Below are 12,489 nucleotides of genomic sequence, written 5' to 3' on the forward strand. Positions count from 1 at the left end.
ATCAGCCGCGGAAGCGCTGCTCGGTCCACGGGTCAGCGACGTCGTGGTACCCGCGTTCCTCCCAGTAGCCGCGCACCTCCCGGTCGAGCAACCGCAGCTCGGTGAGCCACTTGACGCTCTTCCAGCCGTAGCGCGCCGGGACGACCAGACGGATCGGGCCGCCGTGCGCACGGTCGAGCAGCACCCCGTCGTGGGACCAGGCGACGACCACGTCGGCCGCGCCGGCTGCCTCGAGGGCCAGGTTCGCGCTGTAGGCGGGGTGCCCGGACGCGAGCAGGTGGGTCGCCTCCGGCCGCGGACCAGCGAGCCCGATCAGGTCGACGAGGCGCACCCCCTCCCAGTCGTTGTCGAGCCGTGACCACCCGGTGACGCAGTGGAGGTCCGAGCGGGTGGTGACGACGGGCAGTCGGTCGCGCAGCTCGGCGACGGTCAGCACGGTCCGCGTCCGCACCCGACCGGTGACCACCACCCGCCAGGTGGCCGGATCGACGTCCGCGGGGGCTCCGCCCACGTGCAGCACCGGCCACCCCGCCGTCAGATGCTGCCCCGGAGGCACACGGGCCGGGTCGACGTCCGCACCCGTCGGTGCCCGTCGTACATCGGGCGACGGGCCGAGCACGGCCTCCAGCCCGTCACGGTCGAGAGCGGCGAACCGCCGCGCCACCTGGGCGGCGAGATCGAGGCGCAGCTCGTCGTCAGCCAGCGCGGGCAGCTGCGAACGCGCCGCGTCGAGCAGGCGCGTGATGCGCTCGCGCGCACCCTCGGGGACGCGCTGGTTCGGTGCGGCCTTCGCCGCGTCGTCGGCACGGTGCAGCAGCCCGCGGATGGCCGCCGCGGGGTCGGATGGCGCCTCGCTCACCCGCTCGAGCTGCGACCGAACGGGGCGGTGACGGCGTTGAGCGTGCCGTCCGCCCGCAGCCCTGCCGTCGCGGTCGTGCCGTCGACGAACACGGCGATGCGGTACTGCTCGGTCCGGGCTGAGTCGATCCGGGTGGCCCAGTCGACCGGCAGGCTCACCGTCGCGCCACCGCCGCTGGTGTCCAACGACGCGAAGCTGCGAGGACCGACCACGCTGCCGCGCGCCCGGTAGATGTACGCCTCGACCTCGCACGGCTCACACCCATCCAGCTCCTGGCTGGCGGTGACGGTGACCGATCCCTGGAGCACGATCTGCTGGCGGCCGCCGCTCTCACCGGCGCCGGTCACGTCGAGGGTGACGGGGACCCCGTTGACGTTCCCCGAGCCGGCGGCCAACGTCGTGGCGTTGTTGGCCCCGTAGCCCTGCGCGCCACCGCGCGTCAGGAACGAGGCCATCGCGCCACGGGTCACCGGATCGTTGGGGCAGTACCGGCTGCCGTCCCCACAGCCGACGGTGATACCGGCACTGCGCATCTGGTCGACGGCCTTGGCGTGGACGTACCCGCTGCCCACGTCGCGGAACCCCCCGCTCTGCGCGGCGGCCGGGACGGCGATCGCGAGCATGGCGATCACGGCGAGAAGGACGGTCTTGCGGCGTGGCTTCCTCACGGTGCGGCTCCCCGTCATCGGGTGGTCGTCGAGGGTGCTGGCGCGGGTCTCGTCGGCGTTCACGTCGTCTACCCGTCCGGAGCCCGGCCACCGCGAGGTGCCGTCCCGGTCGGGGTGCCGCGGCTGAGTTCACCCGGCGACCGGCCACCTCGAGGCGAGGTACCGGTCGGCGAGGTGCGTTGCAGCTGGCCGGGCGAGCGTCCCGTGCGAAGCTCGAGGACCGAGGTGGTCCCGTCCGGCTCGATGATGATCGCCCCGAACTCGAAGGACGCGCGGTGCTGGCCGTTGGGCAGGCTCACCCGCTCGCTGGTGGGCAGACCGAGGCGTCCGTCGGGGCCACCCTCGGTCTGGTACCGCTGCCAGATCGCGCCGCTGAGCAGGTAGGCACCGACCCCGTGGAGGGCGTAGATGCCCGCCGCGGCGAACACCAGGGCCCGGCCCCGACCACCGGCGACGCTGGTCGGACGCCCGGTCGGGCGCCCGAGCGAACCGCCGGGGCCGCCGGCCCGCAGGAAACGGTCGGCGATGTCCTGCCCGATGGCGACCCACCCGGTGGTGGCCTGGCTCACGATGCCGTGCTCGTAGCGCTGGTAGCGCGAATCGCCGGAGGACTGCTCGGCAGCGATCGGCCACCCGACGCGGTCCGGCGACGAGGATGGTGGGGCGACCGCGGCGGCGAAGGCGTTCGGGTTGGTGCGGACCACCGGGTACCCGGCGACGGCGGCCAGGATCCCGTTCTGGAACCGCGTCAGGGTCGAGCCGTCCCCGCGTCTGGAGGTCGACGTCGGGTAGCCGAAGGAGCCGGTCGGCCCCCCGCGCGCGCGGTAGTGCGCGTCGACGGGGTCGTGGACGGGGATGGGCGTCGCTGACGTCGAGCGCTGGTACAGGGTGCCGTTCTCGAACAGGGCACGCAGACCACCGTCCCCCACCGCGTGCACGTCGCTCCGCGGGTAGCCGAGCGGTCCGGAGGCGCCACCGAGACCACGGTGGGTGTCGTTCATCACGCCGTGGAGCGCGTTCGCGCCGAGGTTGGAGCGCCAGAAGATGGTCCCGTTCTCGTACCGTCGGAACCGGCCGCTGCGCGGCCCGTCCCGCTCCGCGGAGGTGGGCGCACCGAGCACCGAGCCGGTCATCCCCATGTCCTGGTACTTGATCGCGATCGGGGTGGCGTCACGCCCCGGCAGGCACGGCGCGTTGTGCGAGCGGGTCCGGTTGTCCACGCGCACGGTCCGGTTGCAGGCCGGGTCCCACACCCAGGGCGCGGTGCAGGTCACGACGCGGCAGACCACCTCGGTGACGCCGGCGACCTGGGTGTTGCACTGCCCGTAGCGGAAGTTGTTGCAGCACACCCGTCGTTGGTCGCAGCTGCCGGAGGCGCACCGGCACGAGCAGGACGCGTTCGGTGAACGGTTGCAGTCGATGACGTAGCGGGCCGCGCCGAGACAGAACGGGGAGTCGTCGATCCGCCACCACCCCGCCACGTACGAACCGCTCGGGCAGGTGTTGGCCCCGTTGTTGACGGTGCAGCAGAACGCGGTCCAGCCGCTGCCGCAGGAGGCGCCGTCACCGCAGACCTGGGCGTAGGCGCTGCCGGGCTTGAGCGCGTAGCGGAGCGGGTCGATGGCCACGGCGGCGCCCACGACCGCGACGCGGGACAGGAACCGGCGTCGCGACAGGCCGTTCCCGGCCAGAGCGCGCCCGACACGGTCGACCAGCCGGACGGTGACGGGAGCCTGATCGGCTGCCGCTGCCGCGGTCGCGGGTTCGGGAGCGGTGGCGGTACTCACGGTCGACCTCCTCGGTCCACGTCGTCCGTGCCGGTCGGCCGCTCCTGGTCCACCTCGTCGTCCGCCGCGTCCTCGGTGGCGACCTCGTCATCGTCGTCGGGCTCGACGACGGGCTGCGGATCGTCGGTGGTCGTCGGCTCGTCGGTGGTCGGCTCGCCGGTCTCCGGTGCGCCCGTCTCCGGTGCGTCCGTGGTCGATGACGCAGCCGCGCCGGGCAACGGGTCGATCACGATGGTGGCCAGCATCTGCTCGGCGCGTCGGACCTGCACGAGCTTGTCCTCCTCGTCACCGAGGACCACGTACAGGCAGAACGCGCGTCCCCCCTCGGTGAAGAAGGTCTGGTACCCCGCCTGGCCGGGCAGCACGCGCTGGAGCGACCGGCGGTGGAAGCGCCGGGGATCGAGACGGCGAGGCAGGCCCTGCGCCTCGAAGAGGGGCGTGTCGGCCTCCTCCTGGTCGTACTCGAGGAGCGCGACGAACGTGTCGCCGTCCTGCATGGTCTCGACCGCGCCGGACCCGAAATCGCCACGGTCGGTCGGCAACGGGAACGTCCCCGCGTGCAGGACGGGGGCGGTCGGCGCCGACAGCGTGGCCGCCTCGTCCGGGGCCGGTGGCGCCGGTGCTGCGGTGCGCAGCGCCGCCTCCCACCCGCGTGGGAGATCGGCGCGGATCCCGAAACCTCTGACCTGCATCAGCGCTCCTGTGGGGACGTCAGCCGGCGACGGCGGTGGTGACGAGGGCGGCGGCGGCGAGCGCCACCACAGCGCTCGTCACCCGGTCGGCGGTGGGCGCGGCGGCGTCCATCCGCTGGTGGAAGGCGTTGAGACGTGCGGGGTCGCGGTGCCGACCGGCGAGCAGGATCGGCACCGCCCGCACCGTGCCGAAGGTGACGCCGATGGCCGCGCCGGCCGTGACCGAGCCGGTGGCCAGCGCGGCCACGACCACGAGGTACACCGCGGCGGTGGGGATCCGGGTCAACACGCCGGCACCGAGCTGGAACCCGAAGCCGGCCCCGTAGACCCACCCGCGGTAGCTGGTCAGCCACGTCTCGTCGACCTGCCGCTGCCAGGCCGGTGCGTGCCACCGCACCAGCCCCCGGTCGAGCGCGACCGCCAGCGCGGCCAGGGCGGCCAGCACCGCCACGACCACAGCGACCGGGGGTCGACCGAGGAGGGCGAACAGCCCCCAGCCGAGGGTGCCGGCGACCGCCCCGAGCAGCGCGCCGCCGATCGCGGACGCGACGAGGTAGGCGCTGACCGTGACCGGCCACCGTTGTCCTCGTGCGGCCTCCCCGACCGGGGAGATGCTGGCGAGCATGGACACGCCTCAGGGGCTCCAGCTGCTGCGGAGTGCAGCCGCAGCGGCGATGGTCAGGCCGAAGGCGACGATCACGGTGACACCGGAGCGTCGGCGTCGTCGATGACGAACGGGGTGCCGTCGGCACGTTGGTAGAGGGACGGGTCACCGGGGCTGATGCCGGCAGCGAGCAGGTGCCGGTCGGCGTCACGCTCGCGCATAGCGTCCGCCGCAGCCTTGGCGCGCGGCGAGCCCTCCGAGGCCGTACCGCGGAGGAGCAGACCCCGCACGGCGGGCCAGGAGGCAGCGGTCCCCTCACCGCGGACGCGTCCCGACCGTCCTTCGACGTGCACGACGTAGGGGCTGCCCGGCACCTCGAGCTCCTCGTAGGCGGTGGAGCTCATCACGACCGGCAGGCCGGGGGGTGCGAGCTCGGCGATCGCAGCGGCATCCTCGTCGGGCTCCTCACGGGTGACGATGACCACGCGCGTGCCGTCCGGGACGCCTGGATCCTCGGTCAGCGCGTTCCAGTACGGCGTGCAACCGGCGCACGAGGACGACAGGAACACCAGGACGGTGTCGTGGTCGACCTCGGTCACCCGCAGCCCGAGGACGTCTCCCGTGGGGCCGGTGCCGGTGATGTCGGCCGCCCGACGCCCCTCAGCCGGAGCCAGCGGGCCGAGCTGGGTGGAGATCGGGGTCGGGGTCGGCAGGCCGGCCGGCGAGGTGACCGGGCTCCCGTCGGTGGCGGGGGTCGTCGCCGCGGGCGCCGATGGGTCGGAGCCGACACCGAAGGCGTGCAGCTGACGGAGGATCTCCGCGTGGCTACGCAGCAGCCCGACCAGGAGCAGCAGCTGGGCGGCGACGACCACCGTGAGGACGATGACGAGGGCGGTCACGAGGAACCTCCGGCGGTCCGGCGGGCGGTGGCGAGATCGGGCAGCGCGGTGATCACCAGCTGGAGGCTGGCGACGGCGATCGCGCCAGCGGCCAGCAAAGGGACCCCGGCCAGGGGTGCGTCGGTCAGCAGGTGGCTCGCGGGCCGTACGCCGACGACGGCGGCGGCCATGACGACAGCGGCCGCGACGCCGTCGAGCAGGACGTGGTGCCACCCGGTCGGGGTGTCGCTCGCACCGAAGCAGCCGCAGCTCGCACCCCGAGCCCGCTGCCGGAGGGCAACCGCGGTGAACGCGACGTACGCCACGCCGAGCGCCGCGACGGCGGGACGTGCCGCCGTCGCGAGGACGGCGGCGGCGAGCCCGAGCTCGGCCACGCCGAGCGTGCGGACCCACGGTTCGGTCCGCCGCGGCAGACCGAGGGCGGCACGGGCGACGCCCGGCGCCCGCAGCTTGGCGATCCCGGCCGGCACCAGCAGTCCGGCGGCCAGCGCGACGAGCACCGCCAGGGTGAGCGTCACGCCGGCAGCACCTACACCCCCGTCCACCAACGTCGCTCCCTCGTGCTCCCGGGACAGTTGACCGTCGGACCGTACGGCGCCCGCGGCCGTGGAACAACGAGGGGGGCACCGGGAACTTCCTCCGGAGCTCGATCGTCCAGGTCAGCCCGGCGGGGTGCGCCTCTCACTCGCTGTCGACCAGCTCCTGAGCCACCTCACGCAGCTTGCGGTTCACCGACTGCGACCGCTTGCGGAGCAGATCGAAGGCCGCGTCGGCGTCGACCTGGTGGCGGGCCATCAGGATGCCCTTGGCCTGCCCGATCACATCACGGCTCCGCAACGCCTCGTGCAGCTGCTCGGCGAGCGTGTGCTGCGCGCGCAGCTCGTTGGCGTGCAGGACGTACGCCCCGGCGATGGCGGTCAGGATCTCGGCCGCCTCGACGTCGACCCCGGACCACGGCCCCGGAGCTTCGCGGTAGACGTTGAGCACCCCGATGGACTGCCCACCGGCGTGCATCGGCACGCCCATCACCGCGCGGAGCCCGAGATCAGCGGCGCGAGCCGAGTACTCCGGCCACGCGGTGGTCACGGCGAGGTCCTCGACGGTCACGATGCGGTCGTGGGTGAAGGCCGCGTGGCAGGCACCCGTCTCGATCCGGCCCTGGAGCTGCTCGAGCACCATGACGCGTTCGGCGGAGGCCGCGGCGAACGCCAGGCCGCGAGGTTCCTCAGCGAGCATGATCCCGGCGCCGTCCGCCCGGACGACCTCGATGGCCTGCTCGGTCAGGCGGTGGAGCAGCTCCTGCGGGTCGTACGGGTTGACGATGTTCGTGGTGAACTCGCGGACGGCCGCCACCAGGCCGGTCGGAAGGTGTGTCGACATGCGCATCCCGGGATCTGACCGATGGGGGTGCGCTGGCTCGTCAACGACCGCATCGACGATCCCAGGGGAGCACACCCCGCACGCGCGATGCGAGCCCTTTCGTCGGCACGCAGCGCGCGTCGACCGATCAGCTCGGAGGTGGGCGCGGCGGGGCTCGAACCCGCGACCGACGGATTATGAGTCCGCTGCTCTGACCAGCTGAGCTACGCGCCCGGAGAGCGAGAGCCTACGAGGTGGCCGGCTCCCCGGAGACCGTCGTGGCCCCGGGCGATCCTCCAGCCGCCGCGACGGTGGCGAGGAGGTCGCGCAGCTGGCGTTGCTGGTCCTCATCGAGGCCCTCGACCACCGGCAACCGAGCGAGCAGACCCGCTTCCACCCGGTCCCGGAGGGCCTCGCCCACGTCGGTGAGGACGAGCAGCTTGACCCGACGATCGTCAGGGTGCGGCTGGCGTTCCACCGCACCCAGGCGCTCGAGCTCGTCGGCGACGCCCGTGACGTGGCTGCGGTCGCAGTGCAGCTGCTCAGCGAGTTGGCCCATCGGCGTCGGCTCGGTGAGCGAGCGCAGCGCGAAGAACTGCATCGCGTTGAGCTCGTGGCGGGCGACCTCGTCGGCCAGGTGGCTGCGCAGGTGGCTCATCACCGCCATCAGCAGCTCGAGGACCTCAGCGGCCACGCCGGACTCCGCCGCGCCGGCGGCGTCGGTCCAGCGCCGTGCGGCCTCCGGAGGCGCGTGTCCATCACCCATGGGTACCACGGTAGCAGCAACTACTTGACAGATTCAACCGTCGAGGCCATCATCGGAACCCTTGACCGAGTCAACCTTCCTTGCTTCCCACCACCAGCCACGACGAGGATCACCGTGCCACCCGCCATCCACGCCGAGGGCCTGACCCTCTCCTACGGCGACACCCGCGCCCTCGACGGCGTCGACCTCAGCGTCCCGGCCGGCGCCGTGCTCGGCCTGCTCGGACCCAACGGCGCCGGGAAGACCACCGCGGTCCGCATCCTGACCACCCAGTTGACCCCGGATGCGGGTCGCGCCGAGGTGCTCGGACTGGACGTCGTCCGCGATGCCGCGAAGGTGCGGCGCCGGATGGGCCTGGCCGGACAGTACGCCGCGGTCGACGAGCGGCTCACCGGCCGTGAGAACCTCGTGATGATCGCGCGCCTGAACCACCGCTCGAAGACCGAGAGCCGGTCGCGGGCCGTCGAACTGCTCGACCGCTTCGACCTCGTCGATGCGGCCGACCGCCCGGTGAAGGGGTACTCGGGCGGCATGCGGCGTCGGCTCGACCTCGCCGCGTCGCTCGTCACCTCGCCGCCGGTGCTGTTCCTCGACGAGCCGACCACCGGGCTCGACCCGCGCAGCCGCGCCGACCTGTGGGCGATCATCGAGGGGCTCGTCGACGACGGCACCACGGTGCTGCTGACCACCCAGTACCTCGAGGAGGCCGACCGCCTCGCCGACCGCATCGTGGTGATCGACCATGGCCGGGTGATCGCCGAGGGGACCGCCAGCGAACTGAAGGCCACCGTCGGGCGCGAGCACATCACCGTGGACCTGGCCGATGCGGCCGGCGCCCTCGCCGCCCGCGCGCTGGTCGAGCGCCTGGCCGAGCGTGACGCCGTCCCGGGGCTCGACCCGGCCGCCCCCGTCACCGTGGAGCGTGAGCGCCTCGAGCTGCTGGTGACCAGCGCCGGGCCCGCGCTCGGCCCGCTCGCCCGCGCGTTCCACGACGCCGGGATCGTCCCGGTGGCGATCGACGTCCACCGCCCGACCCTCGACGACGCCTTCCTCGGGATGACCGGTGCACCCGCCGACGCCACCGACGCACCGACCTCCGCGCCACCCCCGACCTCGCCCGCGACCGTGGCCTGAGGAGACGAACCCCGTGACCACGATCGACACCCCCACCCTCCTGCGCGAACTGCCCCCGCTCCCCGAGGAGTCCCTCGCCGACCGCCTGCGCTGGAACGTCGCCGACACGCTCACCGTGACCAAGCGCAACCTCACCCACCTGGCGCGGCTGCCCCAGCTGCTGGTCTTCGCCACGATCCAGCCGGTGATGTTCGTCCTGCTGTTCACCTTCGTCTTCGGCGGCGCCATCGACACCCCCGGGGACTACATCGACTACCTGATGCCCGGGATCTTCGTGCAGACCGTCACCTTCGGTGCGACGCAGACCGGCGTCGGACTGGCCGAGGACCTCGGCAAGGGCCTCATCGAACGCTTCCGGACGCTGCCCATGGCGCGCTCGGCGGTGCTGGCCGGCCGGACCCTCTCCGACCTGCTCCGCAACACGATGGTGGTCACCTTGATGGTCGTCGTGGGCGTCCTGGTGGGCTTCTCCCCCGCCGGTGGCGTCACGGGCGTCCTCGGCGCCGCCGCCGTGGTGCTGCTGTTCTCCTTCGCCTTCAGCTGGGTCGCCGCCCTCGTCGGCCTGACCGCCAACGACGCCGAGACCGCCCAGACCATGATGTTCCCCCTGATGTTCCCCCTGGTGTTCGCCTCGAGCGCCTTCGTGCCGACCGACTCGATGCCGGACTGGCTGCGGGTCTGGGCCGACAACCAGCCGGTGACCCGGACCGTCGACGCGGCCCGCGCCCTGACCCAAGGCACAGCGACGTCGGGGGACGTCGTGCCGGCACTGCTGTGGGCGGCGCTGATCGTGGCGGTGTTCGCGCCGCTCGCCATCCGCCGCTACCGGCGGACCTGAGTCCCGTCCTCGTCCGGCTGCTCGGCGTCCTCGGCCACCACCCCGAGGTCGCGCAGCATCGCCTCGAGGTCGGCCCGGAACAGCGGTTCGCACCCGTCCGGGAACAGCCAGCGGTGGTGGCCGAAGACCTCGAGACTGACCTGGCCGTGCAGGCGCCCCCAGAACGCCAGGAGGCTCAGGCTCACCTCGGGCGGTAGCTCACGGTCGGCGACCTTGGCCATCTCGGCGAGGCGCTCCCCCTGCTCGGGGTCGAGGTCGGGCAGCGGCAGCGTGCGGAGCCGGCCCGCGAGCCAGGCCTCGACGATCGGCGCCCCGAGCGCCGAGCCCACGCGGCCCATCGCCTCGACGGTGACCCCGCCGGGGGGCGCCGCGTAGCCCGGGATGGGGTCGCCGAACAGCAGCCCGAACTCCTGCGGGTGGGTCACCCCCCAGTGGCGGTACGCCAGCGCCACCGCCCGGACGCGGTCCGCCAGCGCGGCCCCCCCAGCGGCGACCACGGGCGGATCCGGCGCCGGACGGTCGCGGTCGGCCGCCGGCCGCGGCTCGGCGCCGGTGGCCACGGCGAGGTGGTCGGCCAGGTCCTCGTACCCGCCGGCGATCAAGCGCGTCAGCAGGCCCTCCCGGGAGTCCACGTAGCGGTAGAGGCCCGCGGGGCTCATCCCCATCCGTCGCGCCACACGCCGCAACGACAGCGCGACCGCCCCGTGTTCGTGCACCTCGGCGAGCGCCGCCGCATCGAGCTCGGCCATCGTGCGACGGCGCGCGGCATCGCGTCGTCCCTCGGCGACCACGCGCCCTCCTCGTGCCGGCAGGCGCACACCGTAGCGAACGGCACTTGCTTTGCGAACACCGTTCGCGTATGAACACCGTTAGCGCTGCGAACAGCGTTCACACATCGACACGGACGCCGGCCGCCTCCGGCGAGGAGACCCCCGTGCACGTCACCGTCCTCGGCGCCACCGGCGGCATCGGCCGCGCCACGACGTTGGAGCTCGCCGCCCGCGGTCACGCGGTCACCGCCGTCAGCCGCTCCATCACGCCCGCCCACGTCCCGAGCGACGTGCGCGCCCTCGCCGCCGACCTCACCGACCCGGTCGCGGCCCGGGCTGCGTGCGCGGGCAGCGACGTGGTCGTGATGGCAGCCAGCCTCCCCTACGCCGCCTGGGCCAACCACCTGCAGCCGATGGTCACCACCGCCCTCGACGCGGCTGCCGCCGCCGACGCCCGGTTCGTCATGGTCGACAACCTCTACGGCTACGGCACGCCCGACACCCCCATCACCGACGCCTCACCGGAGGTCGGTACGACCCGGAAGGCCGCGGTCCGCCGCGACCTCGGCCGGTCCCTGCTGGCGGCGCACGCGGCCGGTCACGCGCGCGTCACCATCGGGCGGTTCTCGGACTACTACGGGGTCCACGGCCAGAACAGCCTCGTCAACATGCTGGGTGTCGATCGGGTCCTGGCCGGCAAGCGGCCGCAGGCGTTCATCGACGCCGACCAGCCGCACACGTTCGCCTACCTGCCCGACGCCGCCCGGGCCGTCGCGACGCTCGTCGAGCGCCCCGAGGCCGACGGCCGGTCGTGGATCCTGCCCGCCGCGGAGCCCAGAACCCAGCGCGCGATCCTCACGCTGGTCTGCGAGGCAGCCGGTCGCCCGGCCCGGATCGGGCGCATCACGCCCGGCATGCTGTGGGTGGCCGGCCTCGTCGACACGCAGTTGCGCGAGGCTCGCGAGCAGGTGGCCCAGTTCGACCGGCCGTACGTCGCGCTCGGCCGGGACTTCGAGGCCACCTTCGGTCCGCTCCGCACGACCCCGCACGAGGTGGCCGTGGCCGAGACGGTCGCCGGTCGCCGGGTCGCGAGGTCATCGGGCGCACCGCTGGCCGCGTGACCCCGCGAGGGCCCTAGTCTCGGCGGGCTCCGCTCCCCCGTGCCCGAGGCCCTGCCCTGGCTGCCCTGCTCGCCCTGTGCGCCGCCGTGTCGTTCGGCGTCTCCGACGTCACCGGCGCGTTGGCGGCCCGGCGTGCCTCGGCCGTCACCGTGACGCTGATCGCCCAGCTCGCGGGTCTCGTGGTCCTGCTGCCGGCGCTGCTGGTCCTGCCCGGTGAGCTGAGCCTGCGGGCGCTGGCCATCGGCGCGCTGGCCGGGCTCGGCGGCTGCGCCGGCCTGATCGTCTACCTGCGCGGCATGGCCATCGGCCCGATGGGCGTCGTCTCCCCCCTCGCGGCGCTCGTCGGCGCCGCGGTCCCCGTGGGCTGGGGTGTGGTGGTCAACGCGGAGCGGGTCACGGCCCTCGACGTGATGGGCATCCTCGCCGGGCTCGTCGCGGTCGTGCTCGTCGCCCTCCGTCCCCGGCAGCTGACCGATGTCCACGCCGGCGGCACGTTGCTCGCGTTGCTGTCGGGTGCCGCCTTCGGCGGGTTCTTCGTCGCGCTCGACGCGACACCGCCCGACTCCGGACTGTGGCCGCTGCTCGGCGCGCGTCTCAGCGGCGCGCTGCTGCTCGTGGTGGTGCTCCGCTTCGCCCCCCGGCGCATGCCCGACCGCCGCACCGCGCCGCTGGTGATCGCGTGCGGGCTGACCGACATGGGCGCCAACGTCCTGTTCCTGCTCGCGACCCGGACAGGCGCGCTGTCGCTGACCGCCCTGCTCACCTCGCTGTACCCCGTGGCGGTCGTGCTGCTCGCGCGACGTCTGACCGACGAACGCCTCACCGTCCTGCAGGCCAGCGGCGTGGTCCTCGCGCTCTGTGCCTCGGCCCTCATCGTCCTCTGAGCGCGGCAGCGAGGTACGCGGAGCGGGCGTGTCGGTGTGGTCAGGGGTCCTACGTGGCTACCGGGTGCGGATCGAGTCACAGGTGACACGATCCGCACCCGGTAGCGC

General features: G+C 73.6%; 14 protein-coding genes and 1 tRNA gene. 4 read left to right on the plus strand and 11 right to left on the minus strand.

The genetic code is table 11. The features are described 5' to 3' along the window. Nucleotide 1: 1 nt before the first annotated feature. The 10 genes from NITAL_RS21095 to NITAL_RS21140 form a co-directional block, all read right to left on the minus strand. Nucleotides 2-859 (minus strand): molybdopterin-dependent oxidoreductase, encoded by an 858-nt coding sequence (locus tag NITAL_RS21095; RefSeq protein WP_052668310.1) that lies wholly within the window; start codon nt 857-859, stop codon nt 2-4. Beyond that, on the minus strand, nt 856-1,527 hold the full coding sequence (locus NITAL_RS28230) for an S-layer homology domain-containing protein (protein WP_169786918.1): 672 nt from the start codon (nt 1,525-1,527) through the stop codon (nt 856-858). Before NITAL_RS28230 ends, NITAL_RS21095 begins: the two co-directional genes overlap by 4 nt. Nucleotides 1,528-1,595: 68 nt before the next feature. Continuing rightward, complete coding sequence (locus tag NITAL_RS21105) at nt 1,596-3,314, minus strand: twin-arginine translocation signal domain-containing protein (RefSeq protein ID WP_052668312.1); 1,719 nt, start codon at nt 3,312-3,314, stop codon at nt 1,596-1,598. Then, complete coding sequence (locus NITAL_RS21110) at nt 3,311-4,006, minus strand: hypothetical protein (protein ID WP_052668313.1); 696 nt, start codon at nt 4,004-4,006, stop codon at nt 3,311-3,313. The genes NITAL_RS21105 and NITAL_RS21110 overlap by 4 nt, the downstream gene beginning before the upstream one ends. Nucleotides 4,007-4,025: 19 nt before the next feature. After that, entirely contained in the window at nt 4,026-4,631 is a 606-nt protein-coding gene (locus NITAL_RS21115; RefSeq protein WP_157042009.1) for an urease accessory protein UreH domain-containing protein, read from the minus strand. Between the two features lie 71 nt (nt 4,632-4,702). Then, nucleotides 4,703-5,509 (minus strand): hypothetical protein, encoded by an 807-nt coding sequence (locus tag NITAL_RS21120; RefSeq protein WP_052668315.1) that lies wholly within the window; start codon nt 5,507-5,509, stop codon nt 4,703-4,705. Beyond that, nucleotides 5,506-6,027, minus strand: a complete 522-nt coding sequence (locus NITAL_RS21125; RefSeq protein WP_052668316.1) for a MauE/DoxX family redox-associated membrane protein — start codon at nt 6,025-6,027, stop codon at nt 5,506-5,508. The genes NITAL_RS21120 and NITAL_RS21125 overlap by 4 nt, the downstream gene beginning before the upstream one ends. Before the next feature lie 163 nt (nt 6,028-6,190). Further along, nucleotides 6,191-6,889 carry a GAF and ANTAR domain-containing protein gene (locus NITAL_RS21130; protein ID WP_169786919.1) on the minus strand — a complete coding sequence of 233 codons (699 nt, stop codon included), beginning with the start codon at nt 6,887-6,889 and terminating at the stop codon, nt 6,191-6,193. A 139-nt stretch (nt 6,890-7,028) separates the two neighbouring features. Further along, nucleotides 7,029-7,102 (minus strand) — tRNA-Ile (locus tag NITAL_RS21135). Nucleotides 7,103-7,115: 13 nt separating this feature from the next. After that, nucleotides 7,116-7,634: a MarR family winged helix-turn-helix transcriptional regulator gene (locus NITAL_RS21140; RefSeq protein WP_052668318.1), complete on the minus strand. Its 519-nt coding sequence runs from the start codon at nt 7,632-7,634 to the stop codon at nt 7,116-7,118. A 114-nt stretch (nt 7,635-7,748) separates the two neighbouring features. On the opposite strand from NITAL_RS21140, the gene NITAL_RS21145 reads away from it, so the two are divergent. Next, the gene (locus NITAL_RS21145) at nt 7,749-8,768 is read left to right on the plus strand and encodes an ATP-binding cassette domain-containing protein (protein ID WP_052668319.1); all 1,020 of its coding nucleotides are present in this window, start codon (nt 7,749-7,751) and stop codon (nt 8,766-8,768) included. A 13-nt stretch (nt 8,769-8,781) separates the two neighbouring features. Continuing rightward, on the plus strand, nt 8,782-9,606 hold the full coding sequence (locus NITAL_RS21150; RefSeq protein ID WP_211262569.1) for an ABC transporter permease: 825 nt from the start codon (nt 8,782-8,784) through the stop codon (nt 9,604-9,606). On the opposite strand, the gene NITAL_RS21155 is transcribed toward NITAL_RS21150, so the two are convergent. Next, nucleotides 9,591-10,397: a TetR/AcrR family transcriptional regulator gene (locus NITAL_RS21155; protein ID WP_052668320.1), complete on the minus strand. Its 807-nt coding sequence runs from the start codon at nt 10,395-10,397 to the stop codon at nt 9,591-9,593. The two genes, NITAL_RS21150 and NITAL_RS21155, sit on opposite strands and share 16 nt — an antisense overlap. 143 nt (nt 10,398-10,540) lie before the next feature. Here NITAL_RS21155 and NITAL_RS21160 point away from each other — a divergent pair, with 143 nt between their 5' ends. After that, a complete protein-coding gene (locus tag NITAL_RS21160) occupies nt 10,541-11,497 on the plus strand; it encodes an NAD-dependent epimerase/dehydratase family protein (RefSeq protein WP_052668321.1) in 957 nt (318 codons plus the stop codon). Nucleotides 11,498-11,562: 65 nt separating this feature from the next. Further along, nucleotides 11,563-12,381 carry a DMT family transporter gene (locus NITAL_RS21165; RefSeq protein WP_281175609.1) on the plus strand — a complete coding sequence of 273 codons (819 nt, stop codon included), beginning with the start codon at nt 11,563-11,565 and terminating at the stop codon, nt 12,379-12,381. Nucleotides 12,382-12,489 lie beyond the last annotated feature (108 nt).

It is taken from the genome of Nitriliruptor alkaliphilus DSM 45188 (assembly GCF_000969705.1).
In the GTDB taxonomy this organism is placed as follows: Bacteria; Actinomycetota; Nitriliruptoria; order Nitriliruptorales; family Nitriliruptoraceae; genus Nitriliruptor; species Nitriliruptor alkaliphilus.

What these genes read in the sequence shown, in the direction of transcription:
- NITAL_RS21140 (WP_052668318.1), bottom strand. Translation starts at nt 7,634, where the DNA reads ATGGGTGATGGACACGCGCCTCCGGAGGCCGCACGGCGCTGGACCGAC.
- NITAL_RS21110 (WP_052668313.1), bottom strand. Translation starts at nt 4,006, where the DNA reads ATGCAGGTCAGAGGTTTCGGGATCCGCGCCGATCTCCCACGCGGGTGG.
- NITAL_RS21115 (WP_157042009.1), bottom strand. Translation starts at nt 4,631, where the DNA reads ATGCTCGCCAGCATCTCCCCGGTCGGGGAGGCCGCACGAGGACAACGG.
- NITAL_RS21130 (WP_169786919.1), bottom strand. Translation starts at nt 6,889, where the DNA reads ATGTCGACACACCTTCCGACCGGCCTGGTGGCGGCCGTCCGCGAGTTC.